Below are 24017 nucleotides of genomic sequence, written 5' to 3' on the forward strand. Positions count from 1 at the left end.
GCCGCTGCTGTTTTGTTCGAGCGCGAAGAGCCGTCGTCCGCACAGGCTGTGCAAGTTCAGGTGCCGGTAAGGAGCGCGGCGGCGGCTGTGCTTGAGCGAAACAAATCGTCTTCCGCGCAGAGCATGCCGATTCACGAACTGCTAACGACTTCTGCGACTGCTTTGCCTGACCGCGAAGAATTGCGTTCCGCGCAAAGCATGCACAGTCACGAGCCGATAACGCGAGCGCCCGCAGCCTTGCGCGAGCGCGCTCGGTTGCCGGCCGCTCGCGTCAGCAAGCCTCCGCAGAGCCTGCTCACCGACGCAGAGCTGGCCCATTACGCCGTAACCGCGCTGATCGACGAAGCCGAACTCACGCCGAAGCCCGCGCTTGTCGACCGGCGCGGCAGCGGCGCGCATCAAGACCTCGACCTCGCGATCATGCGGCGCTCGGCGCACGCGCTCGAGCCGACCTTTGCCGCGCTCGCGCGCGCGGCGCGCCGCCGCGGCGAGCCGTCGGCGCTATTGCGTACGGAACTCGCGCAGATCGGCCGCGCAGGCGAGCAGGACATGCTGCGCGCGACAGGCGGCAGCAACGCGCATCGCGGCGCAATCTGGATCGTCGGGCTGCTGGTCGCGGGCGCGTCGCTGCCGCAGGCCGCGGGCCGGCTCGACGCATCGCACATCTGCCGGCGCGCGGCGCAGATCGCCTGCTTCCCCGACCGCTTCGCCGCTGCAACCGACAGTCACGGCGAGCGCGCGCGACGGCGCTATCAGGTCGGCGGCGCACGCCGCGAAGCGCAAGAAGGCTTTCCGCATGTGATCGGCACGGGCTTGCCCGCGTTGATCGCGGCGCGCGAGCGCGGCATCGCCGAAGACGACGCGCGCGTCGACGCCCTGCTCTCGATCATGGCTTCGCTCGACGACACCTGCCTGCTGCATCGCGCGGGTCTCGCCGGCTTGCATGCCGGACAGCGCGGCGCGCGCCGCGTGCTGCAAGCCGGTGGAAGCTCGACACGCGAAGGCAAGACCGCGCTCGCCGCACTCGAACACGAACTGCTGTCGCTCAACGCATCGCCCGGCGGCGCAGCCGACCTGCTCGCCGCCACCCTCTTTCTCGACATGCTGGCGCATCACGACGCCGGCGGGAGCTCAGCCACATGGAACATCTGACCTTCGACTATCCGGCGCAACGCGCCGTCACGACCCGCGCGCATGTCGGCGTGGTCGGCTCGGGCGATCTGGAAGTGCTGCTCGCCCCCGCCGATAACGCGAACGCGCTCGCGGCGCATGTCGTCGTGCGCACGAGCGTGGACGGCTACAGTCACATCTGGAAAAGCGTGCTCGACCGTTTCTTCACTCGCTACGACGGCGCAGCGCAAATCGAAATCAACGACTTCGGTGCGACACCGGGCGTCGTGGCGTTGCGGCTCGCTGAAGCCGTCGAAGCCGCCGAACAGGGAGACGACGCATGAGCACGCTTGCAAGCACGCATGCCACGCCGCTGCTGCGCGACAGCTTCATCGAATTGCCTGCGCGCGAGCGCGCCCGCTCGCTGCTCGATGCGGGCACCTTCCGCGAACTGCTCGGCCCGTTCGACAGGATCGAGTCGCCCTGGCTGCCGCTGCAAGGCGTCGTTTGCCAGGCCGACGACGGCTGCGTGATCGCGCGCGGCACGATCGACGGCGAGCCCGCAGTGATCGCCGCAATCGAATCGGCGTTCCAGGGCGGCAGCATCGGCGAAGTGTCGGGCAGCAAGATCGCGGCGGCGCTCGAAATGGCGCTGCGCGATTGCGAGCGCGGCAAGATCGTGCGTCCCGTTGTGCTGTTCGAAACCGGCGGCGTGCGCCTTCAGGAAGCCAACCTGGGCCTCGCTGTGATCGCCGAGATGCAGGCGGCGATCGTTGCGCTGCGCCGTCATGTGCCGGTGGTCGGCGTGATCGCGGGCATGGTCGGCTGCTTCGGCGGCATGTCGCTCGCGGCTGCACTGTGTTCGTACCTCGTCGTGACGAAGCAGGGCCGGCTCGGCATGAACGGGCCCGAGGTGATCGAACAGGAAGCCGGCATCGAGGAGCTGGATGCAAGCGACCGGCGCCGCGTGTGGCAACTGATCGGCGGGGAACAGCGCGCGGCGACGGGGCTCGCCGATAGCCTCGTCGACGACGACGCCGAGGCCGTGCGCGCCGCCGTGCGTTCCGCGTTCGCACTGGGCGTACCGGCCGCACACCGAAGCGAACAGGTCGACACGTTCTTGCAGCGGCTCGCGCGGATCGATCCGGCCAACGTGACGCCGGAAAGCAAGCGCGAGGTCTATTCGACGCAGCAAACTGGAAATCAGCCGCGCAAGGAGCAAGCATGAGCGACACCCCACTGAGCCGTGGCGCGCGCTGGTTCCACGCGCTCGCCGGCGAATCCCGCAGCGCGGCGCCGGTGTGGAGCGGCGACGCGCCACTCGGCGACGAGACCGCGCGCTTCATCACCGTCGTGCCCGATGCCGGCAACCGCTTTCCGCGCGCGACCGACAATGTGGTCGGTCTCGAACAAGGCTGGCAACTCGCACGAGCGGTCCGCGAGACGATTGCGGGCGATGCGGCGAGCAGCACGCGCCGCCCGATCGTCGCGATCGTCGATGTGAAAAGTCAGGCGTATGGCTATCGCGAGGAAATGCTCGGCATTCACCTCGCGTGTGCCGCCGCAGTCGACGCGTACGCGTCGGCTCGCGATGCGGGGCATCCGGTCATCGCGCTGATCGTCGGACCGGCGATGTCGGGCGCATTCCTCGCACACGGCTACCAGGCCAATCGCATCGTCGCACTCGATGCACCTGGCACGATGGTCCACGCCATGGGCAAGGAAGCCGCCGCGCGGGTCACCCGTCGCACGGTCGAAGAACTCGACGCACTCGGCGAAACGATCGTGCCGATGTCTTACTCGATGGCCTCGTTCGCGAAGCTCGGTCTGCTCGATCAGTTGATAGAAGGCATCGACGCGGACGCACCGGACGCCGCGCAAATCCGGCGCGTGCAGCAGGTGTTGTGCGAACAGATCAGCAGCGCACGCACGGGCAGCCGTAATCTGTCGCGCCGGCTGGAATCGGAGGCTGCGCAGAAGAACCGCGCGGCGTCTATCGAAGTGCGGCGGCGGCTCGCTGAACAATGGGATGCCGTGTGATGCGGGTCTGTGCTGCGCCGCCCTTCACTGCGCTGTGCACTGGGCCGTCTGATGCGCGTTGGCGGCCGCACGACCTGCTGCACTTGCGGCGCCTCGCTGCGTTCGACGGCGAACCGGCGTGGGTCCGCGACGCGTTCGAGCGCGCGCCGTATGCCGTCGTGCGGCGTGCGCTTACCGCGCAGGGCGTCGTTGCGGTTGGCGTGCGCGGCGCGCAGCGCTCGCAGCGGTACGGCACGTGGGTTGCATCGGCGGAGATCGTCGAAGCGACCGCGCCCGAAGCGCTCGCTCGGAACGAACCACTCGCGGGGCGCGCCGCATTGCCCGCCTTTATCGCGCTCGCCGCGTTGCAGCGGGACTCAACGAGTGCATTGAATCGACTCGTGTGGGGCCCCACCGGCAGCGCGGGTTTCGAACTGGCAACGCGGAGAAACACTGTGTCGGAATCGAGCGATCTCGATCTTTTGATTCGGACACCGGAACGATTGTCGCGCGAATGCGCCGCAGACTTGCTGAACCAGTTCGACGCGCTCTCGCAGCAAACCGGCATTCGCATCGACGCGCAACTCGAAACGCCTGCAGGCGGCGTCGCATTAGCCGAGTGGGCCGCGGGCAAGGCGCGCGTGATGGCGCGCCACGCAAGCGGTCCGCAACTGCTTGCCGATCCGTGGGCCGTCGTTCAGCCGACTGACGTCTGATGCTCGCGCTGATCTTCCCGGGCCAGGGCGCGCAGACCGACGGCTTCCTGCATCGCCTGCCGCCGCATCCGGCCGTGCAGGCGACGCTCGACGAGGCTTCCAGCGTACTTGGCATCGACATCCTCACGCTCGACACGCCAGACGCATTGCGCTCGACAGTTGCCGTGCAGTGCGGCTTGACCGTGGCGGGCGTGGCCCTCGCCCGCGCGCTGGCCGATGAAGGGCTGAAGCCCGAGATGAGCGCCGGCTTGTCCGTGGGCGCATACCCGGCGGCCGTCAGCTGCGGCGCGCTCGCCTTCCACGACGCATTGAACATGGTTCGCCGTCGCGCCGAATTGATGGAGGCCGCGTACCCATCGGGCTACGGTCTTGCGGCAGTGTCGGGCCTGACGGAGCACGAGCTCGCAACGCTCGCCGCCCAGCATGCCGACGCGGGCGAGCCGCCCGTCTACATCGGCAACGTGAACGCGCCGCGCCAGATCGTCATGGCGGGTGCGAACGCCGCGTTGGACAGCTTCCTCGCCCGTGCGTTGGCTGCGGGCGCACGCAAGGCGACGCGCCTCGCGGTCAGCGTGCCTTCGCATTGCGAATTGCTCGCGCACGCGAGCGACGGACTGTCGGCCTACGCACGTACCATTCACTTCAGCGCGCCGCACAGCATCTACATCGGCAATCGCGGCGGCCGCCCGTTGTACACGGCTGACGCGATTCGCGACGACCTTGCGACCAACATGCGCTACACCGTGCGATGGTTCGACGCGCTCACCGTCATGCAGGAAATGGGCATGCGCGTCGCGATAGAAGCGCCGCCCGGCCAGGTGTTGACCGACATCACGCGCGAACACTATCCGGATGTCGCCGCGCTCGCGGCCAGTACACTTCCGTTTGAACGCCTGACGGCGACGGCACGGCGGCGCCTCGAAACCAGCTAGGCAAGCCGCGCTTTACTGGCGCTTCTCGATCAACTGCCGGCCCATCGCTTTCGCATACCCATCGCATGCATTGCGCGCAACGCGAGCCGCCGCGAGCACGCCGACGTCGGCATCGTCGCGGTAGTACATCGCCACATTGATCGGGGGCGGCAGCGGACGCACCTGCAACTGCCCTAACTCCCCGCTCGTCAGATACGGCTCGACAAAAAGCGCGGGCACAGCCGCGATGCCATAGCCGTCGCGCAACAGTTTGACGATGACCGCCACCGACGGCATGCACGTCACCTGCGTATCGGCGAGCGGAACGCCGGCGCGCGTGGCCAGCGTGCGCACGATGGCCTCCACCGCGATTTGCGGCGCCGTGCCGCGGCCGAACGTGAGTACCGGTTTGCTCAGCAGCGCCGCGACATGCTTCGCGCGACTCGCGGGAATCAGGTCGCTGCGCGCGATCCAGCGCACCGGATAACTTGCCAGCAGCGCCGACACAATCGACGCCTCCTGGTCGCCCGCCTCTTCCACCTGGATCACGAGATCGAGTTCGCCCGCGCGCAGGCGAGGTCCGAGCACAGCGCTCGAATCGACAGTCAAGTCCACGACTATGCGGTGGTACTCGAGGTTCAGCATGCGAATGTAGTCGGGTAACCAGCTATGCACGACCGTCTCGACCACGCCGAGGCGCAGCCGGGTCGCCAACTGCGTTTCGTCCTGCGCGGCCAGTTGCAGCGAACGCGTGGCCTGCACCACCGAGCGCGCGTGCGCAAGTAGCCGCTCGCCATTTGCGGTGAGCTTGAACTCGGGCGCATCGCGTTCGATCAATTCGACGCCGAGCTCCGACTCCAGCGTCTTGATACGCAGTGAAATGGCGGCGGGCGTTGCGTGCATCGCCGTTGCCGTCGCACGAAAACTGCCGAGCCTGGCGAGCGTCAGGAATGTTTCGACGAAGCGGGTATTCATTGCATGAAGTCTCGCAAGCAGCGGATGAAGAGGCGACATGATCGCCGTAAAGCAGCAGTCCCGCCGTTAAGTTTAATTTAACGGAACGGAAGAAAAACTCGCTGGATGGATATTTTTGACGTTACTACTCTGGAACGCATCAGAAGGTCCAGTCCGTCAAATCCGAAGCGAGCAGTTCATGTCCTATACGCCATCCGAATTTCGTCAGCAGATACGCAGCGGCCGTCTGTCGGGCCCCACCGCAGGATTTTGCGGCGACTACGCGCAAGCCAATCTCGCCATTCTTCCGCAGCAATACGCCGCCGATTTCCTGCGTTTCTGCACGCTCAATCCGAAGGCGTGCCCATTGCTCGGCATCGGTGAGACGGGCCAGTGGCGCGTGCCCTCGCTCGGCGCGGACCTCGATATTCGTAACGACGTGCCCGCGTTTTATGTGTATCGCCACGGCGAACGCGCCGAGGAAGTGCGCAGCCTCAACGAACTCTGGCGCGCCGACCTGGTGGTGTTCGCAATCGGCTGCTCGTTTTCATTCGAAGAGATGCTGCGGCGCGAAGGCATCGGCCTGCGTCACATTGAACAGCACGTCAATGTGCCGATGTATCGCACGCGCGAACGCAACGTGCCGGCAGGCGTGTTCGGCGGCAACCGCGTCGTCTCGATGCGCCCAATGAACGCCGCCGACGCAATCCGCGCGATTCAGATCACGAGCCGCTTTCCCGCGGTGCATGGCGCCCCCGTGCATATCGGCGACCCGTCGCTGATCGGCATTCGCGATCTCGGCCGGCCCGATTTCGGCGATGCAGTCGAAGTGCGCAGCGACGAGCTGCCGGTGTTCTGGGCATGCGGCGTCACCCCGCAAGTCGCGATCGAGAGCGCGCGCTTGCCATTCGCGATCGCGCACAAGCCGGGACACATGCTCGTCACCGACATTCCCAACGCCTCGCTCGCCGTCATCTAGCGCGGCGCCATTTCATCCGCAAGCCGCGCGCAAAGACGCGGCCCATCACGACGACCGGAGTTCAAGCATGGAAAGCAAAGCGCAGTTGACCGCGGACGCCGAGCGCTACGACGAGTCCGTCGCAGCGAAAGGCCCATTTGCATGGTATCGGCAGATCTCCGCTGCCGAGAAGCGCGCGTTCTGGAGTTGCAAGATCGGCTACGTGCTCGATGCAATGGACACGCAATTCCTGAGCTTTGTGATTCCGACGCTGATCGCGACGTGGGGCATCACGCGCGGCGACGCGGGACTGATCGGCACCGTCACGCTGCTGAGTTCGGCGGTCGGCGGCTGGGCGGCGGGCGTGCTGTCGGATCGCGTCGGCCGCGTGAAAACCTTGCAGATCACGATTCTCTGGTTCGCGATTTTTACGCTGGCCTGCGCGCTCGCGCAGAACTTCTCGCAACTGCTGTGGGCGCGTGGATTGATGGGACTCGGCTTCGGCGGCGAATGGACCGCGGGCGCCGTGCTGATCGGCGAAGTGATCCGCGCGCGCGACCGCGGCAAGGCGGTGGGACTCGTGCAGGCCGGATGGGCGATCGGCTGGGGCGTGTCGACGCTGCTCTTCATGGCCGTGTTCTCGCTCGTCCCCGCCGATTACGCGTGGCGTGTGCTGTTCGCGATCGGCATTGCGCCGGCGCCGTTCGTGATCTGGATCCGCCGCTTCGTCGAAGAACCGGAGGTGCATCGGCGGCAAAAAGAAGCTCAGGATGCGGCACAGGCGCGTCCTTCAATATTCGACATTTTCCGCGGCGATATTGTCTGGACGACGCTGCGCGCATCCATTCTCGCGACCGGCGTGCAAGGCGGTTATTACGCGGTGACCACGTGGCTGCCGACGTATCTGAAAACCGAGCGGCACTTGAGCGTGATCGGCACCGGCGGCTACCTTGGCGTCGTGATCGTCGGATCGTATTGCGGATATCTGACAGGCGCGTATGTCAGCGACCGTATTGGCCGCAAGCGCGCGTTCATCGCGTTCGCTGTCGCTTCATGCGCGATTGCGTCGATTTACACGCAGCTTCCGCTGGATAATCTGTCGATGCTCGTGCTCGGTTTCCCGCTCGGATTTTGCGCATCGGGCATTTTCTCGGGCATGGGCGCGTTCCTGACCGAGTTGTTTCCGACGCGGATCCGCGGCTCGGGCCAAGGGTTCTGCTACAACTTCGGGCGAGCTATCGGCGCGACGTTTCCGTTCCTGATCGGCTACGTGTCGCAAACGATGACGCTTGGCCACGCGATCGGCACATTCGCTGCGGCAGCCTACGGCATCGTGATTCTCGCCGCGCTTACGCTGCCGGAAACGCGAGGGCGGGCGCTTAGGGAGTGAGGATTGCGGTGGGTGTGGTGTGTTTCGATGGGCGGTTGAGGTCATCGTTCGAGCCCGTCGCTTTGCATCCGCGGCTGACGTCTGTCGCTTCGTGGCGCTGCTGCATGGCGCCTCTTTATGGCGCCGCTGCAAGCCGCCGCTTTATCCCGCGCCGCTTTATCCGCCACATGGCTCGCCGTTCAGGCCGCTGTAGGGCCGCTGTTCAGGCCGCTGGTGCGGCCGCTGTTCAGGCCGCTGGTGCGGCCGCCGTTCAGGCCGCTGGTGCGGCCGCCGTTCAGGCCGCTGGTGCGGCCGCCGTTCAGGCCGCTGGTGCGGCCGCCGTTCAGGCCGCTGGTGAGGCCGCGGTTCAGGCCGCTGGTGAGGCCGCCGTTGAGGCCACTGTTAAGGCCAGCGGTTACACCCGCCGCCAGCCACCGCTCACGCCTGTTCGGGCGCGCGTCCTATCACATGCGAGTCCGATGCGCTCGAAGGCTCGCTTTGCCCGCGCTCGCGTCCCGACGTTACGACCGCGCCGGTGCCGCCAGGTCGCCGCACCGACTTTGCATGCCGTTCGATCAGCCGTTGCAGCAGGCAGAAAGCGCAAAGCAGCGCGCCGATCACGATACGGGTCCACCAGGAACTAAGTGTGCCGTCGAACGTAATCAACGTCTGAATCGTGCCGAGAATGCCGACGCCGAACAGCGAACCGACCACATAGCCGACGCCGCCCGTCAGCAGCGTTCCGCCGATCACGGTTGCCGCGATGGCGTCGAGTTCCATCCCTTGCCCTTGCAGGCCGTAGCCGGACAACACGTAGAACGTGAAAACAGCGCCGCCGAGCGCCGAGCAGAAACCGCTCAGCGCATACACGCCGATGCGCGTATGCGCGACCGGCAGCCCCATTAGCAAAGCAGAGCGGGCATTGCCGCCTACCGCGTACACGTTGCGGCCAAAACGCGTGAAGTGCGCGACGTAGATGGCAGCGAGCAGCGCGACGAAAGCGATCAGCACGTTCGCCGTCACAGAGCCGATACCGATGTCCAGCCGGAATGCCGAGATGGCGTGGAAGGTCGGATCCGTGATCGTGATCGACTGTGTGGTGATCAGAAAACACAAGCCGCGCGCGAAGAACATGCCGGCGAGCGTCACGATAAACGCCTGCAGGCGAAAGAAGTGAATCAGCGCGCCCTGTACGGCGCCAAATACGGTGCCCATCAACAAAACGATCGGCACGATGACCCACACCGATAAATGAAGGCGTTCGGACAATACCGCTTCGACGATGGTGGTGAGGGCAACCACGGAGCCCACCGACAGGTCGATGCCGCCCGACACGATCACGAACGTCATGCCAATTGCAACGATCAGCAAAAAGGCGTTGTCCACGAGCAGATCGAGCAATACCTGCCACGAGAAGAAACCGGTGTACATCACGGAGCCGAAGCCGAACAGCGCGCAGAACAGCAAAATCGTGACCGCGATGGGCAACGTGCGCGGATCGACGATATGAGCCCACGCCGAGAAAAATCGTCTCATCGTGCCACCCCGCGTTGCTTGATCATCTGCATTCCGAACGACATCGCGAGTGCGCGCGCGGCTGGCGACTGGATTACGCTAACCGTGAGCACTACCGCCGCCTTCACGACCAACGTGGCTTCGGGCGGAACGCCGATCGAATACGTCGTGTAGGTCAGCGTCTGGATGATCAGGGCGCCGAGCACCGTGCCCGCGAGACTGAAGCGGCCGCCGAGCAGCGACGTGCCGCCGAGCGTCACGGCAAGAATAGCGTCGAGCTCCAGCAGAAGGCCGGCGTTGTTGCCGTCGGCGCTGCGCACGTTCGAGCTGATGAGGATGCCCGCCATCGCAGCAGTCAGTCCGGAGAAGCCGTACACCGCGAACACGAGCGCCTTCGAGCGCAAGCCGACGAGGCGCGTGGCAACAGGATTCACACCGATAGCGCGGATAAAGAGCCCGAGCGCCGTTCCCTCGACGAGCGCCGCTGTCGCCAACACGGCGAGCGTCGCGATCCACACGGAGCACGGCACACCGAGCCAGTACCCGCCGCCGACGAACAGATAGCCGGGCGCGCCGATCGGAATGATCTGCCCCGCCGTCAGCAACTGGGCGATGCCGCGACCCGCGACCATGAGAATCAACGTGGCGATGATCGGCTGCATGCCGACAAACGACACGAGCAAGCCGTTCCACATGCCGCTCAACACACCGACGATCAGCGCCGCAATCAATGCCTGTGCGATGAGGCCGCCAGTCGGCACGGGTTGCGTCGCGAGTATCGTCGCCGCGGCGGCGCCGGCGATTGCGACGACCGCGCCCACCGAAATGTCGATGCCGCGCGTCGCGATAACGAGCGTCATGCCGGTCGCGACCAGCACGAGCGGCGCGGCGCGATTCAGCACGTCGATCGGCGCGCCGAACAGATGACCGTCGAGCATGCGCAGCGACAGAAAATGCGGATTGACCCATAGGTTCAACGCGCACAACAACGCCAACGTCACGCACGGCCAGATCAACGGACGTTCGACGCCGTCACGCGCGAGCCAGTTCGATAGCTTCATTCGCCGCTCCCCGCGATGAGTCGGTAGATATTGTCTTCATTCGACGCCTTGCCCTCGACTTCCGCGATCTTGCGGCGGTCGCGCAACACGGCCACACGATGACTGACGCGCAGCACTTCGCTGATCTCGGATGAAATGAACAGAATGCTCAGACCGTTCGCGCACAACGCGAGCAGACGGTCCATGATGTCGAACTTCGCGGCGACATCGATGCCGCGCGTGGGTTCGTCGAGAATCAGCAGTTTCGGATCGGTGGCGAGCCAGCGAGCAAGCAGCGCTTTCTGCTGATTGCCGCCCGACAGAAGCCCGATAGGCTGTTCAGCATCCGAGGCCTTGATGCCGAGCCGTTCGATCCACAGATCGGCCAGTTCGCGCGCACGTTGACGGCTGATCTTGCGCCACCATCCACGTCTTGCCTGCAATGCCAGCAGGATGTTCTCGCGAATCGACAGGTCCGCGACGATGCCCTCTTTCTTGCGGTCTTCCGCGCAATACGCAATGCCGTGGCGCACCGCATCGTGCGGCGAGCGCAGCCGCACGGGTTTGCCATCCACGAGCATCGTGCCGCTATCGGCGCGATCCGCGCCGAACAACAGCCGCGCCGTCTCGGTGCGGCCTGAACCGAGCAGTCCGGCGAGTCCAAGTATCTGACCGCGCTCGACATTCAGGTCGATCGGCTGCAACGTGCCGCGCCTGCCCACGCCGCGCAATTCGATAAACGCCGACGCTGCCCGCTCCCCTTGTTGTGTTCCGCTGGGACCAGACGCCTCATGCGCGGCTTCGCGAAGACGCTCGCTCATGCGCTCGTGACCCACCATCTTCGCGACCAGTTGGTCGGCCGGCAGATCTCGAGCGAGGTACTCGCCCTCGCGCTCGCCGTTGCGCATGACCGTAATGCGATCGGAAATAGCATACGTCTGCTCGATAAAGTGCGTGACGAACACAATCGCGATGCCAGATTGCTTAAGATGCCGAAGTATTTTGAAAAGCTGCGCGACTTCGCTGTCGTCGAGACTCGACGTGGGCTCGTCGAGTATCAGCACGCGTGCATCGACGGAAAGCGCTCTCGCGATCGCCACCATCTGTTGCACTGCAATGGGATACGCGTCGAGCGAGCGCGTCACGTCGAGCGTGATATCGAGGCGTGCCAGCGCGGCTTGCGCGCGGCGTTTGATGTCGGGCCAGTCGATCGCGCCAAACCGTCGTGGCTGCCGGCCGGCGAAGATGTTTTCAGCGACCGACAGGTTCGGGCACAGATTGACTTCCTGATACAGCGTGCGCACGCCCGCCGCCTCGGCTTCCTGCGGCGACGCGAAGGCTACGACCTCGCCCGCGAGCCGGATCGTGCCGGTGTCGGGTGCGATCACGCCCGTAAGCACATTGATCAGGGTGGACTTACCGGCGCCGTTCTGCCCCATCAGCGTGTGAACTTCGCCGGGGAACAACCGGAAATCGACGCGTTGCAGCGCCTTGACGCCGGGGAACGTCTTGCTGACGCCGGTGGTGGCAAGAATCGGCTCGCATGGGTTCACGTCGCGCTCGTTTGCAGCGATGGCTGCAGCGGACGCGGTCGTTCTCGTGGCCGGCGGATTCGGTTCGGAAGCGGGATGCGTCATAGACCTCGCTCGAGCGGCGGTGTATTGGTGTCGTGGTGCCGTGGCGCGTCGTGCCTTTGTTGCCGTCGTTGCGGCAAGCCCCAGCATCGGGTGAAAAGAGACCGTCCGCTGCCCAAGCAATCGGACGGTCAGGCACCGCTGGAGAAACTTTTAAAGCTCGATTGCAGCTTCCTCTGCTAATGCTCGTGCCGGATCAACCGTCATGGCGTACAGGCCAATAGCGAGGAAGCCTAAGTACTTTCTTTAGTACTTTCGCGTCGGCAACGTCTGCGCCGCAACGCTCATCGGGAAGACTGTTTCTTCGGTCAGGATGCGCTTCGGCAAAGGCTTGCCGGCCACCACATCCTTTACCGCCGACATGAGTTGTGGTCCGAGCAACGGGCTGCATTCCACGTCGACGTTCATCTTGCCCGCGGCCATGGCCTGGAAGCCGCCCTTGGTTGCATCGAACGAAACGACAATGACGTCCTTGCCCGGATGCATGCCCGCCTCTTCCATGGCCTGGATAGCGCCGAGCGCCATATCGTCGTTATGCGCATAAACTACATTTATTTTATTTCCATAAGTCTTTATAAACGCTTCCATGACCTGCTTGCCGCCGGCCAATGTGAAGTCGCCGCTTTGCGACGCGATAACCTTGAACTTGGGATCGCTCTTGATCACTTCGATGAGACCTGCGTGCCGGTCATTCGCAGGTGCGGAACCGACTGTTCCCTGCAATTCGGCGATGTTCACCGGACCTTGCGCATCTTTATAGTGGTCGGCGAGCCATTTCCCGCCGCGCCGGCCCTCTTCCAGGAAGTCAGAGCCGATCATCGTCACGTACAGCGAGGTGTCCTTGACGTCGATGTTGCGGTCGGTGAGGATCACCGGGATCTTCGCGGCCTTAGCCTCGCGCAGCACCGGTTCCCAGCCCGATTCGACAACCGGCGAGAAAGCGATCACGTCGACTTTTTGCGCAATATACGAGCGGATCGCCTTGATCTGGTTTTCCTGCTTCTGCTGCGCGTCCGAGAACTTGAGCTTGATCTTGGCTTCGGTCGCCGCGGATTTCACCGACTCGGTGTTGGCGGTCCGCCACGCGCTTTCGGCGCCGACCTGGGCGAAACCCAGCGTGATCTGTTTGTCCTGCGCATAGGCGCCGGGCGTTGCCAGCGTCAGCGCGCCGAAACCCGCGCACAGCGCTAGCGCGCCCAACGCACGACATGCGGCGCGTCGTGTATTCGCCATGACTGTCTCCTGATCGTTGTTGTGTAGGCGACCCATCGAATCCGCGCGGCCTTGCGGCCTGCCCGATGCGTGGATCGTGATGTAGCGTAGTGTGCCGGGCCTTAACAGTCCAATCATATGATTCGCGCCGGCAATATCAATTTTGATATAGGACGCGCGCCCGTGCGACGGTGTGAGGGCGCCGGGCGGCGTGGACTGATTGACGCTGTCGATCGTGGTGGCAGTCAGAGCGGCCCTTAGTTTTTATGTGCTTACCTGTTGGGTGAAGGCTCCGCGCTGACGCCCGCGCACCGGGAGCGGGGGAAGTCGAATCTGCGAATGGGCTTTATCCGCGCGACGACCGGCCCGCTTCATCGCGAGGCGTGACCCATCGGAAGGTGAGGTTGATGCGCTCGCCTGATACGCGCGGCTCTTTCGGCACCCTATGCCGCCACTCGGCCTGCGTCTCGCCCTTCATCACCAGCAAGCTGCCGCTTTTCAGCGAGAACGACTGGACGGTGCCGGTCTTGTTGTGCCGCAGGTCGAAGGTGCGCGCCGCGCCCAGGCTGACCGATGCGATCACCGGCTGTGGCCCGAGCTCGCGCTCGCGGTCTGCATGCCATCCCATACTGTCCGTGCCGCTGCGATAGCGGTTGAGCAAAACGCTATTGAACCGCGCATTGCTGGCCGCTTCGGCAGCGACCTTGAGTTCGGCGACGGTCGGGGTCCACGGCTGCGGCAGATTGCGTATGCCGGAATAGACATACACCGCGTCGGCGTCGCCCTGCCACGCAGTTAGCCGCGGGAGCGCGACGCGGCCGCCGGGCGTACCCATCGTATCCTGCCGCCATTCGACTTCGGCGAGGAGTTGCGCGAGGCACTGCTCGGCCCTTTCGGGCGCGAGCCAGTCGGGGTACCAGGCGACGTCGGGCGTCGGAAGGTCGTCGAAAAGGTCCGTCATATGATTGCCTGATACAAGCGCCAAGTGGGCGCAATGGAACGTTGGCTATTATGGTGGCACAGACGAGCCGCCTGCTTTGGCGGCTTGCGGTTCCATTGGACTTCGCGGACGCCTCTTTTGGCGCGTCTCATTGAGCTTCGAATGCGCTTCGATTGCGGCACGAACGCGCCCAGCGTTTTCCGGCGCTACCTTCACTGGACCATTACCATGAACGTTTCAGATCAGGCGTTCGACCAATTGTTTCGAGAGGCGCGCACATACAGTGCCTGGCAGCTCAAACCCGTCGATGAAACATTGCTCGAGCAGCTTGTCGAGCTGACGCTGCTGGGCCCGACGTCGGCTAATTGCAGTCCAGGACGGTTCGTCTTCGTCAAAAGCCCGGCTGCCAAGGAGAAGCTGCGGCCAGCCTTATCCGCAGGTAACGTTGACAAGACGATGGCGGCGCCGGTGACGGTCATTGTCGGGATGGATATGGCATTTTATGAGCACCTGCCGAAGCTTTTCCCGCATGCCGATGCGCGCAGCTGGTTTGCCGGCAATGACAAGGCGATTGCCGACACCGCGTTTCGCAACTCAACGCTGCAAGGCGGCTACCTGATTCTCGCCGCGCGCGCGCTTGGTCTCGACGCCGGCCCAATGTCGGGCTTCGACGCGACCAAAGTCGACGAGACTTTCTTCGCCGGTACGACAATAAGGTCGAACTTCCTGATCAATCTCGGCTACGGGGATGCGTCGAAACTGTTTCCGCGCAGCCCGCGCTTGAGCTTCGCCGAGGCCGCGCGGATAGTGTGACGCACGCCGTTCAGGTGAAGATTGCGATGTAAAACACGACGACGCCGATTACCGCGCCGACGAAGCAGAAGTTCTCTACAGTTTCATCGCCATTGGACCGCAGCCAAGCGCCGACGACGCCGAACAGCCCGGCAATACCGAGTGCGACGCACAGCATCACGACACCGAATAGCGCGCTCTTGCCGACCTCGGAGAAGTCGATGTTGCGCACGCCGAGGTACAAACCCAACGCCATCAACGACAGGCCGACGAGGGGCAGCATCACATGACTGCCCTCGTATCCCACGTGATGCGCGCGGTGCGCACGCTCGCCGTGGTGAAAACGATGGCCTGATCCGAGCAGCTTCATGATCGCCTCCTGCCTCGCCGTTGTGGCGATAACGCCGGCTGAATTCGACCGCTGTCGTGTCGATAGACGTTGCAGCGACTCTTTCTGCCAGCCGGCTCACTTTCAGAATAGCTCACGCCCACGCGTAATTCAAAGCCCATTTAATTAGGGTTATCAGCGTACTGCGCCCTACTTACGGTAGATGGCTTCAGGCAACTGGCCTTGCGACATATCGCCTGCTCGGGCTATCGCTGCATCGCAGCAAAGCTGCTCGACCGCGTGTGGACACTCACGCATTTCGCGCGTCGGCACGCCCTTGCGCATGCCGGTAGAATGAGCCAGCCGGTCAGTTGCGTCGCCGCAGCGACTGGCCGCCGCCGGCGCTTGATCCATTCCGGCCCCTACCCGCCTCCACCTTTTCTATGCGCCGCTCATCGTTCCTTGTACGCCTCATTCTGATTGGCATCCTGCTGCACATTTACGTCGGCTTCCGTCTGATTCCAGACATGCCCGTGAGCATTACCGTCCGTTCGCTGGCGGGCTTGTGGCTCGTGCTGTCGGTCTTTCTTATTCCGCTCGGCATGCTTGCGCGCACGATCAAACGGCAACCGCTCGGCGACCGGCTCGCGTGGGTCGGCTTGCTGGCAATGGGCCTCTTCTCTTCGCTGCTGGTGCTGACATTCGTGCGCGACGTGGCGCTGGCCTCACTGATGACCGTGGACGCGATCTGGCCAGGCACGATCGCTCTCGCTCGTTGGCGGACCGGCACCGCGGCAGCCGTGCCGTTACTTGCACTGCTGTCGACACTGGTCGGGCTCTTCAACGCCCGTCGCCGCGCGCGCGTCGTGACGATCGAGGTGCCGATCGACGATCTGCCAGCCGCGCTGGATGGCTTCACGATCGTTCAGATCAGCGACATTCACGTGGGACCGACCATCAAGCGCCGCTATGTCGACGCGATCGTCGACGCAGTGAATCATCTGAAGCCTGACCTCATTGCCGTGACGGGCGATGTAGTGGACGGCACGGTCCCACAGCTCACTCATCACACACAGCCGCTCTCGCGCTTGAGTGCACGTCACGGCGCGTTTCTGGTTACCGGCAATCACGAGTATTACGCCGGAGCCAACGCGTGGATCGACGAATTCCGGCGCCTCGGGCTCAACGTGCTACTCAACGAACACGTGATCGTCGAGCACAACGGCGCGCGCGCCGTCATTGCCGGCGTAACCGATTATTCGGCCGGCCATCATGACCCGCTGCACCGCAGTGACCCGATGGCGGCAATCGCGGGTGCACCGGGCGATGTGCTGATAAAGGTGCTGCTCGCACACCAGCCGCGCTCCGCCGAAGCAGCCGCTGCGGCCGGCTTCACGCTGCAACTGTCCGGTCATACGCACGGCGGCCAGTTCTTCCCGTGGAACTTCTTCGTGCGGATTCAGCAACCGTTCACCGCTGGCCTCGCACGCCTGAACGGATTGTGGGTATACACGAGCCGTGGCACCGGTTACTGGGGACCACCGAAGCGGCTTGGCGCGCCCTCGGAGATCACCCGAGTGCGCCTTGTCCCTGGCGAGCCAGACTAGGTGTAAGCTGAACGCGGCATTCCAAAGCCCCTGCTGCGTTCGCTCGATGCAGCGGGCGGGCACATGAACACGCTCGTTATTGCGCGGGCGCGACCGCGACACTGATTTGCGGCGCGAACGCGACCAACACTTGCATGCCCGGCGTTACATTCGCCAGCTTTGCCGGATCGCGGCCCTGGAGATGGAAGACCGAGCCGTCTGCGCCCTTCAACGCCATCACGCCCGAAGCATGGTCGATTGCCTGAACTTGCGCGCTTACGTTCTGTTCGGGGTTCGTCTGCCCGAGCGGCGCAGCGACAGGAGCGGTCGTGCCTTTCCCCTCCGCACCGCGCGTAACACTGATCACAGCGGTACGCATCATACGGATATGAACCTTGCCGCCCTGGGCAATTCGCGCAAGGTCCCGGGTATCCGTAATGTCGAACGACGCCTCGCCGCCCTGCGCGTCGCGCACAGTCACGGAATGCTTTGCATGGTCGACGGATGTCACCACACCTTCCGCCTGCAGGGTACTGCTTCCCTCAAAAGGAGCAGGCAGACCTGCGGCGAAGGACGCTAACGGGGCGGCGGCGATCAACGCGCCCGCAATGATGCGAAGAGCTTTAGCTTTCATACATTCCTCGATGACCTAAACGGCAGAGAACGGCGGTGAACCGACTGAGAACCGACGCCGTTGAGCGAACCAGCTATTTGTCCACGCAGGCGTAAGGATCTTGCGATGCTCAGACTGATACAGAACACGCGGATAGTGTGTTTTTCTTGATGACCGCCGTCAATATTTGGACTCCGTATCACCTCGCTGATCGGTCTGCGTTGATCGTCGAAATTTCCTAGTCGCTTCAGTGCGCGTGCATCGTCTACATCTGGCTTACAACAGTTTCAGACAATGTTAATTCTGCATCCTGAATATGGACTGCCCCACCCGCTTCGACTAAGCTCTGTCACCGCGTATTTTCCACACTCATTTTTCACACTCATTTTCCACACTCAACCATGGAGTCTCGAATATGGAACACGGCATCATTGCCTGGGTTGTCATCGGCGCGATCGCTGGCTGGCTGGCCGGCGTGCTCGTCAAGGGCGGCGGCTTCGGCCTTATCGTCGACATCATCGTCGGCATTGTGGGCGCGTTCATTGGCGGTTGGCTCGCTCGCGTGCTGCACATTTCGCTGGGTGGCGGCTGGATCGGCTCGATCATCACTGCTGTGATCGGCGCGGTCATCCTGCTGTTTATCATCCGCCTCGTTCGGCGCGGCGGCTAAACGTAGCACTGGTGCAAAGGTGGCGTCAGGGGCAACGCACCTGACGCCACCTTTGTCCTGGCTTAAGCGGCCGCCTGCGCTGCCGGCAACATCGACCCAGTGTCGCGTAGCCGCGCATGCCAGGCGAAAGCCTCTTCGAGCCGATGCGGCGTTTGGCCTCCGCTTCGCAATGCATCCCGGTAGTAGTCGCGAAGCAGCTCGCGATACTGCGGGTGCACGCAATTCTGAATAATGAGCGTGGCGCGCTCGCGCGGCGCGAGACCGCGAAGATCCGCCAAGCCCTGTTCGGTCACGACCACGTCAACATCATGTTCGTTGTGGTCGCAATGGGGAACCATCGGCACGACGCTGGAAACGCAACCGCCCTTCGCCGTCGACTTGGTCGCGAAGATCGCACATGACGCATTGCGCGAAAAGTCGCCCGATCCGCCGATGCCGTTCATCATATGCGTGCCGCCCACATGCGTTGAATTCACGTTGCCATAGATGTCGAATTCGAGTGCGGTGTTCAATGCGATTAGTCCGAGCCGGCGAATCACTTCCGGATGATTGCTCACTTCCTGCGGGCGCAACACGAGGCGACTGCGGTAACGTTCGAGTTCGCCGAACACCTGAGCCTGGCGCGCAGCAGACAACGTGATCGACGCACCCGAGGCGAACGTAACCTTGCCGGCATCCAACAGGTCGAAGGTGGAATCCTGCAGCACTTCGGAGTAGATTTCGAACTCGTCGAAAGGCGCATCGACGAAGCCGGCCAATACAGCGTTAGCGATTGTGCCTATGCCGGCCTGCAACGGTGGCAAACGCCGGGGCATACGTCCGTGTGCAACTTCATGCTGGAAAAATTCGATCAGATGACCCGCTATCAGACTCGTCTCCGCGTCTGCGGGCAGGACTGTCGAAGGACTATCCGGCTTGTCGGTGATAACGATCGCCGCGATTTTTTCGTGGGGAATCTCGATCGCCGGCGTGCCGACGCGGTCGCGCGGATAAACGAGCGGGAGCGGCTCGCGATTCGGCCGGAGGCCCGGAATCCAGATGTCGTGCAGCCCCTCCAGGGCAAGTGGCTGGGCAAGGTTTATTTCAACAATGACCTTGTCGGCGAGGATCGCAAAGCTTGCGGAATTTCCCACCGATGTGGTCGGCACTATGCCGCCGCTTTCCGTGATGGCCACGGCTTCAATGATCGCGACATCGAGTTTGCCGAGCTGGTTGGCGCGCAGCATTTCGACCGTCTCCGAGAGATGCTGGTCGACGAACATCACCTCGCCGCGATTGATTGCGTCCCGCAGCGTCTTGTCGACCTGGAATGGCAAGCGGCGCTCCAGCACATGAGCCTCAGTGAGCGCGCGGTCCACGTCATGGCCAAGCGACGCGCCCGTCATTAAAGTGATGCGCAGCGGTTTGCCTTCTTGGCGAGCGCGCTCGGCCAATGCGAGCGGGACCGCCTTGGCGTCTCCCGCTCGCGTGAAGCCGCTTGCGCCCACGCGCATGCCATCGTGAATTGCAAGCGCTGCTTCTGCGGCTGATGTAACTTTATCGCGCAGCGAATGACAGCGAATCCGGTCTTCGTACATGAAACGGGGCCTCTCCATGGTCAACGATCGAGTCTACCGGTGCGCGCGTCTGCGTTGCGCTTTGGTCGGCGGTCGGAATGTCGCGGTGGCCGCGGCGTCATGATTCATGCGCCGCGACAAGCTTTCGGACGTCGGCGTGATGCCGCTCGACGCTCCTAGCTGCCGAAGTAAATGTTGCAGAAGCTCACCGGGCCGACGCACTCGTCGGCTTTGTTCGCCGGCGCGGCGGCCGGGTTCGCCGGCGCGGCGCCGTCGTTGCGTTGGACAACCGGCTGCGGCGCCTGCTGTTGCGGGGCGACCTGTGGTGTCTGTGCATGAGCGACAGCAGCAAACAAAGAGCAGGCGGTCAGGACAATCTTCAAGTTCATTTCGTTCTCCAGGACTAACGGTTACTGCGTGACAGCAATAAAACTATATGGCCGCTGTGTGCGCGAATAAACGGGGCTGCCCGGAAGTGACCTTTCCATCCGACGGAAAGATCGCGCGTGACGCGAGGGCACATACGTCCGTCAGCGCGGTTTGAATGGCGCATCTTTGTCCAGCAAAGCTGTGCGAATGAAATGAAGGCAACTCAGAATGCGCTGCGCGTCGTGACGTTTGCCGGAATCTGTGTGGACCGCTTCCAACAGGTCCTGAGCGATCCAGATAGCGGACCGGACAGATACGAAGGCGCGGTCCAAAGTTCGCGCGTCGGGCCTCTCGAACAGCTGCGCGAGATGATCGAGCACACTTTCGACGGCCGCAGGCCAACGCGGATCGAGGGCTTGCAGATATCGGGCGCGACCCGTTTCGTTGCGCAGGTCGATTACGGCGTGACCCACTTCGAGCGTCACCAGCATCCAGCGCAATGCATGGCGGCGGCGCCGCGAACGCCGCGACAGCAATAGACGCAATTGCGAAGCGAGGTCGTGCGTGCTCGACTGAAAACGTTGGTTGAGTTCCGGCCGCTGGTCTTTGCATGCGAGCACGACCTGGGCTCGCAGATCGTCCATGATTCGTTCGACGAGCCACGGCATATCGGCGGGAAAGACAGTGGCGAGGACAATGGCGGCAAGCAACATCGATGCAGCGAGGGCAATGCCGTTGTTGATGACCACGTCAGGCTCGAAGACCACGACGTTATCCGGTCCGGCGAGTAGACAGAAGAACACTGAAAAGCCGACGCCAAGCCCCGCTGTCCGCTTGCGCGTCGCGAGATGTGCGCCCAGCGCCAACACGGGCGCAAGCATCACGCAGAGAAGCGGGAAACCGTCGATGTTCGGGTACACGTAGCAGGTGAACGCGTAACCGACCAGAGTCGCCAGCCCGGCGCCGAGCGCCATCTGCACAGCCATATTCGTAGGGTCCGGCGAGGTCGACGTCAGCGCGCAAGCAAGCGCTGCGCCAATCACAGCAAGGCCGCCGCTCGGCCAGCCGGTCGCAATCCAGAAGCAGGCAGCGATACTCATCACCGTAGCCGAGCGGATAAACGTGAAGGCAACCGCATAACCGTTCGTTATACTAACGTAGTGGTTTGCACCACGTTCTTGCGGGCCAGGCTTACGGTGGGCAAGCGTGTCATAAGTGTCCGAGTACTTCGCGCATTCATCTACAAAGCGGTAAAGCAGCTCTGCCGCCGTGTCGAAATCCGCCAGCAATTCTGCCGATGGTTCGTGCAGTTGCTTCCTTATCTGTCGGACACGCCGCGGAAGAACCGCCTGAAATTCACGTAGTCGGGCGCTCACATGCGATACATCGACAGACGCGTCCCGCCGCAATGTGAGCAATGCCGCCAGTTCACGAAGGTGCGGGGCGATAGTGGCCATCGTTGCGGACGCGTCGCTGGCGTGAGAGCGCTTGAGCAACTGATGCAGCGCATGCAGACGAGCGCAAGCGTCCATGAACTCGTTGTTCAGACGGCCGAGGCGATGACTGCGCAAACGCATCGCCGGATCTTCGAAGGCGGCGAAAATGCGCGTTGCTTCAAAGCCCACTATCTCGTCGACGAGGGCCGCGAAACGCCGCTCAAACGTTCTGCGATCGACCTGGTGAGAAAGCACGTCAGCCGCGAACGCGGCAAAATTGCGGTATCGGAGTTGCAGTGTCCGCAGCAGTGCAAGGCTCGAGCGCTGGGGCACGATTAACGCACTTACTGCGCTTGAGCACACAATCCCAACCGTCACTTCGGCTGCGCGCGTCAGCGCAGCGAGGAAAAGACCGTCGGGTGTGGTCACGTTCGGAATGCCGATGAGCGCCGCCGTGTAACCCGCGAGAACAAAGCCGTACCATCTGAAGTGCCGATACCGGACCGCCGCAGCGATACATGCGCTGATCCAGGCAATCATACCGACCATGTGCAACTCAGCCTGCTGGACGAACAGCGCGCCGAGCGCCAACGCTGCCATCGCGCCCACCGCCGTCCCGACAACCCGATAGAAGCTCTTCGCGAGCACCATCCCGCTGAACGGTTGCATCAGCACGAAAACGGTAGTCATAGCAATACGCGGCTGGGGCAAATCCAGCAACATCGCTATGCCCAGTGCAAGCAATCCTGCAGTGACCGTCTTCAATAGGTGCAGCCAGACGAGTCCGTCCGTGCTCGCCCAGTCGAGAACGCCTGGACTCAAACCTTGCAACAACGCGCACCACTTTCCAGTGGAATCTGAGGTCGGGCCGATCGCACGCTGGCGTTTCATTGAAAGGCAATGCGCCTGGGTTGTCGCGGAAGAAGGCGCCGGTTAATGCGGACACCGGCGAACAAGGCGCCGATTGTAAAAGCATCCGATGCCGGCATTAACTGGACGGCGGCGGAACGTCCCTTCCAGAACAAACAACAATGAGTCGATCAGTCGAGCGGACAATACTGTCTTAGCCGTGAAATAGAAGGATCGATGGATACTTTACAAAACATGCGCGTATTCGCGCGCGTAGTGGAGGCCGGCAGCTTCACCGCCGCCGCTCAGTCCTTTAATTCGACGACCGGCGCCATGTCACGCGCAGTCTCCGAACTCGAGGCTCACCTGCGTACGCGCTTGCTGAACCGCTCCACACGCCGTCTGGCGCTTACTACCGCCGGCGAGCGTTATCTGAAGCGATGCCAGCAACTACTTGCCGACCTCGATACCGCCGAAGAAGAAGCCAGTTGCGCGCACGAGCGCCCGAGCGGCCCGCTTCGCATGCATAGCTTTGCGAGCATTGGCCAGCATTATGTGTTGCCGGCGATCTCACGCTATCGCAAGCTTTATCCGGAAGTCACTGTGGAACTGACGTTGTCGCAACGCATGCCCGATCTCTTCGAAGGCAGCGCGGATGTGGCGGTGATTGGTGCGTCTGCACTACCCGATTCGGACCTCGTGTCGTTTCCGCTCGGAACGACGTTCAGCATACTTTGCGCATCGCCCGCGTATGTCAGTGCGCACGGTGCGCCGCAGCGGCCGGCGGATCTCGCTGATCATGAGTGCCTGATTCTGCATACGCCCGCGTTTGCGCCGCACGAGTGGGTACTCGACGGGCCCAACGGCAGTGAGGCGATGCAGATCGACGGTCCGGTACAGGTCAATATTGCGGAGTCGCTAGTCGTTGCGATCCAGGAAGGGATGGGCATTGGCATGGTGCCGCTTTACGCGGCAATCGCCGGATTGAGAGACGGTACCTTGGTGCGCATATTGCCGGACTACACGCTGCAAAAGATGAACGTTTATGCGCTCTATCCGTCGCGGAAGTTTATCGACGCAAAGACGAGGACATGGGTCGAGTTCTTGCGCACACATTTGCCAGAGGTGATTGCGCGCGATGAGGCGTTGCTGGCAGAGATGCGCCAAGCGGATACCGCTGGGGGTACGCTGCCACGCGGCATTCCCGACCCGGCTGCAGACATTCACGAGGTAGTGATCTAGCGCCGGAAATGCCGCTGCAGTTCTGGACTGCGGCGGCAAGGATATTGGGCGTCTGCGCGCTAGTGTCCGGGCCGCGTGAACACGCGTAAACGCAGAAACCCCACCCTTTTTAGGGGTGGGGTTTCTGATGCTGCTGGGGAGCCTGACGATTACCTACTTTCACACGGGCAATCCGCACTATCATCGGCGTGGAGTCGT

At 63.1% G+C, this 24017-nt stretch carries 23 protein-coding genes; 12 read left to right on the top strand and 11 right to left on the bottom strand.

All coding sequences use genetic code 11. The features are described from left to right. The first annotated feature begins 198 nt into the window (after positions 1 to 198). Genes JMY24_RS25425 through mdcH form a run of 6 tightly spaced genes read left to right on the top strand, consistent with a single transcriptional unit; the run spans position 199 to position 4777 of the window. Positions 199 to 1152, top strand: coding sequence for a triphosphoribosyl-dephospho-CoA synthase (locus JMY24_RS25425; RefSeq protein ID WP_201703163.1), 954 nt, complete (start codon positions 199 to 201; stop codon positions 1150 to 1152). After that, positions 1140 to 1454, top strand: a complete 315-nt coding sequence (locus JMY24_RS25430) for a malonate decarboxylase subunit delta (RefSeq protein WP_128596627.1) — start codon at positions 1140 to 1142, stop codon at positions 1452 to 1454. Before JMY24_RS25425 ends, JMY24_RS25430 begins: the two co-directional genes overlap by 13 nt. Further along, on the top strand, positions 1451 to 2338 hold the full coding sequence (locus JMY24_RS25435; RefSeq protein ID WP_201703145.1) for a biotin-independent malonate decarboxylase subunit beta: 888 nt from the start codon (positions 1451 to 1453) through the stop codon (positions 2336 to 2338). The genes JMY24_RS25430 and JMY24_RS25435 overlap by 4 nt, the downstream gene beginning before the upstream one ends. After that, positions 2335 to 3150, top strand: a complete 816-nt coding sequence (gene mdcE, locus JMY24_RS25440) for a biotin-independent malonate decarboxylase subunit gamma (RefSeq protein WP_201703147.1) — start codon at positions 2335 to 2337, stop codon at positions 3148 to 3150. The genes JMY24_RS25435 and mdcE overlap by 4 nt, the downstream gene beginning before the upstream one ends. After that, a complete protein-coding gene (locus JMY24_RS25445; RefSeq protein WP_201703149.1) occupies positions 3150 to 3845 on the top strand; it encodes a malonate decarboxylase holo-ACP synthase in 696 nt (231 codons plus the stop codon). Before mdcE ends, JMY24_RS25445 begins: the two co-directional genes overlap by 1 nt. Next, positions 3845 to 4777 (top strand): malonate decarboxylase subunit epsilon, encoded by a 933-nt coding sequence (mdcH, locus tag JMY24_RS25450; protein WP_128596624.1) that lies wholly within the window; start codon positions 3845 to 3847, stop codon positions 4775 to 4777. Before JMY24_RS25445 ends, mdcH begins: the two co-directional genes overlap by 1 nt. Positions 4778 to 4789: 12 nt before the next feature. Here the strand turns inward: mdcH and JMY24_RS25455 are convergent, their stop codons facing one another. Beyond that, positions 4790 to 5731, bottom strand: a complete 942-nt coding sequence (locus JMY24_RS25455; protein ID WP_201703151.1) for a LysR family transcriptional regulator — start codon at positions 5729 to 5731, stop codon at positions 4790 to 4792. Positions 5732 to 5909: 178 nt separating this feature from the next. Here JMY24_RS25455 and JMY24_RS25460 point away from each other — a divergent pair, with 178 nt between their 5' ends. Continuing rightward, entirely contained in the window at positions 5910 to 6689 is a 780-nt protein-coding gene (locus tag JMY24_RS25460; RefSeq protein WP_128591498.1) for a putative hydro-lyase, read from the top strand. Between the two features lie 67 nt (positions 6690 to 6756). Continuing rightward, positions 6757 to 8058: an MFS transporter gene (locus JMY24_RS25465; RefSeq protein ID WP_128596623.1), complete on the top strand. Its 1302-nt coding sequence runs from the start codon at positions 6757 to 6759 to the stop codon at positions 8056 to 8058. Between the two features lie 417 nt (positions 8059 to 8475). Here JMY24_RS25465 and yjfF read toward each other — a convergent pair whose 3' ends face one another. From yjfF to JMY24_RS25490, 5 genes are all read right to left on the bottom strand, one after another. Next, positions 8476 to 9573, bottom strand: a complete 1098-nt coding sequence (gene yjfF / locus JMY24_RS25470; protein WP_128586837.1) for a galactofuranose ABC transporter, permease protein YjfF — start codon at positions 9571 to 9573, stop codon at positions 8476 to 8478. Next, positions 9570 to 10613, bottom strand: a complete 1044-nt coding sequence (locus tag JMY24_RS25475; protein WP_201703153.1) for an ABC transporter permease — start codon at positions 10611 to 10613, stop codon at positions 9570 to 9572. Before JMY24_RS25475 ends, yjfF begins: the two co-directional genes overlap by 4 nt. Next, positions 10610 to 12229, bottom strand: a complete 1620-nt coding sequence (locus tag JMY24_RS25480; protein ID WP_128596621.1) for a sugar ABC transporter ATP-binding protein — start codon at positions 12227 to 12229, stop codon at positions 10610 to 10612. Before JMY24_RS25480 ends, JMY24_RS25475 begins: the two co-directional genes overlap by 4 nt. Positions 12230 to 12472: 243 nt before the next feature. Next, positions 12473 to 13459: an ABC transporter substrate-binding protein gene (locus JMY24_RS25485; RefSeq protein WP_128586840.1), complete on the bottom strand. Its 987-nt coding sequence runs from the start codon at positions 13457 to 13459 to the stop codon at positions 12473 to 12475. 325 nt (positions 13460 to 13784) lie between these two features. Next, positions 13785 to 14399 carry an alpha-ketoglutarate-dependent dioxygenase AlkB family protein gene (locus JMY24_RS25490; protein WP_128596620.1) on the bottom strand — a complete coding sequence of 205 codons (615 nt, stop codon included), beginning with the start codon at positions 14397 to 14399 and terminating at the stop codon, positions 13785 to 13787. Between the two features lie 207 nt (positions 14400 to 14606). Here JMY24_RS25490 and JMY24_RS25495 point away from each other — a divergent pair, with 207 nt between their 5' ends. After that, positions 14607 to 15191 (top strand): malonic semialdehyde reductase, encoded by a 585-nt coding sequence (locus tag JMY24_RS25495; RefSeq protein WP_128596622.1) that lies wholly within the window; start codon positions 14607 to 14609, stop codon positions 15189 to 15191. Between the two features lie 10 nt (positions 15192 to 15201). Here the strand turns inward: JMY24_RS25495 and JMY24_RS25500 are convergent, their stop codons facing one another. Next, positions 15202 to 15540 carry a hypothetical protein gene (locus tag JMY24_RS25500; protein ID WP_201703154.1) on the bottom strand — a complete coding sequence of 113 codons (339 nt, stop codon included), beginning with the start codon at positions 15538 to 15540 and terminating at the stop codon, positions 15202 to 15204. A gap of 401 nt (positions 15541 to 15941) precedes the next feature. Here JMY24_RS25500 and JMY24_RS25505 point away from each other — a divergent pair, with 401 nt between their 5' ends. Then, positions 15942 to 17105, top strand: coding sequence for a metallophosphoesterase (locus tag JMY24_RS25505; protein ID WP_128586847.1), 1164 nt, complete (start codon positions 15942 to 15944; stop codon positions 17103 to 17105). A gap of 76 nt (positions 17106 to 17181) precedes the next feature. On the opposite strand, the gene JMY24_RS25510 is transcribed toward JMY24_RS25505, so the two are convergent. Further along, positions 17182 to 17718: a hypothetical protein gene (locus tag JMY24_RS25510; RefSeq protein WP_128586848.1), complete on the bottom strand. Its 537-nt coding sequence runs from the start codon at positions 17716 to 17718 to the stop codon at positions 17182 to 17184. Positions 17719 to 18112: 394 nt separating this feature from the next. On the opposite strand from JMY24_RS25510, the gene JMY24_RS25515 reads away from it, so the two are divergent. Further along, positions 18113 to 18367, top strand: a complete 255-nt coding sequence (locus JMY24_RS25515) for a GlsB/YeaQ/YmgE family stress response membrane protein (RefSeq protein WP_128586850.1) — start codon at positions 18113 to 18115, stop codon at positions 18365 to 18367. A gap of 62 nt (positions 18368 to 18429) precedes the next feature. Here JMY24_RS25515 and JMY24_RS25520 read toward each other — a convergent pair whose 3' ends face one another. The 3 genes from JMY24_RS25520 to JMY24_RS25530 form a co-directional block, all read right to left on the bottom strand. After that, on the bottom strand, positions 18430 to 19944 hold the full coding sequence (locus JMY24_RS25520; RefSeq protein ID WP_201703164.1) for an acetyl-CoA hydrolase/transferase family protein: 1515 nt from the start codon (positions 19942 to 19944) through the stop codon (positions 18430 to 18432). 155 nt (positions 19945 to 20099) lie between these two features. Beyond that, the gene (locus JMY24_RS25525; RefSeq protein ID WP_201703156.1) at positions 20100 to 20312 is read right to left on the bottom strand and encodes a hypothetical protein; all 213 of its coding nucleotides are present in this window, start codon (positions 20310 to 20312) and stop codon (positions 20100 to 20102) included. A 141-nt stretch (positions 20313 to 20453) separates the two neighbouring features. Beyond that, positions 20454 to 22619, bottom strand: a complete 2166-nt coding sequence (locus JMY24_RS25530; RefSeq protein WP_128596619.1) for an FUSC family protein — start codon at positions 22617 to 22619, stop codon at positions 20454 to 20456. Positions 22620 to 22814: 195 nt separating this feature from the next. Between JMY24_RS25530 and JMY24_RS25535 the strand changes: the two genes are divergently transcribed. Beyond that, positions 22815 to 23819 (top strand): LysR family transcriptional regulator, encoded by a 1005-nt coding sequence (locus JMY24_RS25535; protein ID WP_201703158.1) that lies wholly within the window; start codon positions 22815 to 22817, stop codon positions 23817 to 23819. Positions 23820 to 24017: the final 198 nt, after the last annotated feature.

Origin of the sequence: Paraburkholderia kirstenboschensis, from assembly GCF_904848585.1 — a bacterium.
GTDB classification, from domain to species: Bacteria; Pseudomonadota; Gammaproteobacteria; order Burkholderiales; family Burkholderiaceae; genus Paraburkholderia; species Paraburkholderia kirstenboschensis.

Coding starts and splice junctions, on each gene's coding strand:
- JMY24_RS25445 (WP_201703149.1), top strand. CDS start 3,150: ATGCGGGTCTGTGCTGCGCCGCCCTTCACTGCGCTGTGCACTGGGCCG.
- JMY24_RS25425 (WP_201703163.1), top strand. CDS start 199: ATGCACAGTCACGAGCCGATAACGCGAGCGCCCGCAGCCTTGCGCGAG.
- JMY24_RS25455 (WP_201703151.1), bottom strand. CDS start 5,731: ATGAATACCCGCTTCGTCGAAACATTCCTGACGCTCGCCAGGCTCGGC.
- JMY24_RS25435 (WP_201703145.1), top strand. CDS start 1,451: ATGAGCACGCTTGCAAGCACGCATGCCACGCCGCTGCTGCGCGACAGC.
- JMY24_RS25430 (WP_128596627.1), top strand. CDS start 1,140: ATGGAACATCTGACCTTCGACTATCCGGCGCAACGCGCCGTCACGACC.
- yjfF (WP_128586837.1), bottom strand. CDS start 9,573: ATGAGACGATTTTTCTCGGCGTGGGCTCATATCGTCGATCCGCGCACG.
- JMY24_RS25505 (WP_128586847.1), top strand. CDS start 15,942: ATGCGCCGCTCATCGTTCCTTGTACGCCTCATTCTGATTGGCATCCTG.
- JMY24_RS25500 (WP_201703154.1), bottom strand. CDS start 15,540: ATGAAGCTGCTCGGATCAGGCCATCGTTTTCACCACGGCGAGCGTGCG.
- JMY24_RS25475 (WP_201703153.1), bottom strand. CDS start 10,613: ATGAAGCTATCGAACTGGCTCGCGCGTGACGGCGTCGAACGTCCGTTG.
- JMY24_RS25460 (WP_128591498.1), top strand. CDS start 5,910: ATGTCCTATACGCCATCCGAATTTCGTCAGCAGATACGCAGCGGCCGT.
- JMY24_RS25520 (WP_201703164.1), bottom strand. CDS start 19,944: ATGTACGAAGACCGGATTCGCTGTCATTCGCTGCGCGATAAAGTTACA.
- JMY24_RS25530 (WP_128596619.1), bottom strand. CDS start 22,619: ATGAAACGCCAGCGTGCGATCGGCCCGACCTCAGATTCCACTGGAAAG.
- JMY24_RS25485 (WP_128586840.1), bottom strand. CDS start 13,459: ATGGCGAATACACGACGCGCCGCATGTCGTGCGTTGGGCGCGCTAGCG.
- JMY24_RS25515 (WP_128586850.1), top strand. CDS start 18,113: ATGGAACACGGCATCATTGCCTGGGTTGTCATCGGCGCGATCGCTGGC.
- JMY24_RS25465 (WP_128596623.1), top strand. CDS start 6,757: ATGGAAAGCAAAGCGCAGTTGACCGCGGACGCCGAGCGCTACGACGAG.
- JMY24_RS25490 (WP_128596620.1), bottom strand. CDS start 14,399: ATGACGGACCTTTTCGACGACCTTCCGACGCCCGACGTCGCCTGGTAC.
- JMY24_RS25525 (WP_201703156.1), bottom strand. CDS start 20,312: ATGAACTTGAAGATTGTCCTGACCGCCTGCTCTTTGTTTGCTGCTGTC.
- JMY24_RS25480 (WP_128596621.1), bottom strand. CDS start 12,229: ATGACGCATCCCGCTTCCGAACCGAATCCGCCGGCCACGAGAACGACC.
- JMY24_RS25510 (WP_128586848.1), bottom strand. CDS start 17,718: ATGAAAGCTAAAGCTCTTCGCATCATTGCGGGCGCGTTGATCGCCGCC.
- JMY24_RS25535 (WP_201703158.1), top strand. CDS start 22,815: ATGGATACTTTACAAAACATGCGCGTATTCGCGCGCGTAGTGGAGGCC.
- mdcE (WP_201703147.1), top strand. CDS start 2,335: ATGAGCGACACCCCACTGAGCCGTGGCGCGCGCTGGTTCCACGCGCTC.
- JMY24_RS25495 (WP_128596622.1), top strand. CDS start 14,607: ATGAACGTTTCAGATCAGGCGTTCGACCAATTGTTTCGAGAGGCGCGC.
- mdcH (WP_128596624.1), top strand. CDS start 3,845: ATGCTCGCGCTGATCTTCCCGGGCCAGGGCGCGCAGACCGACGGCTTC.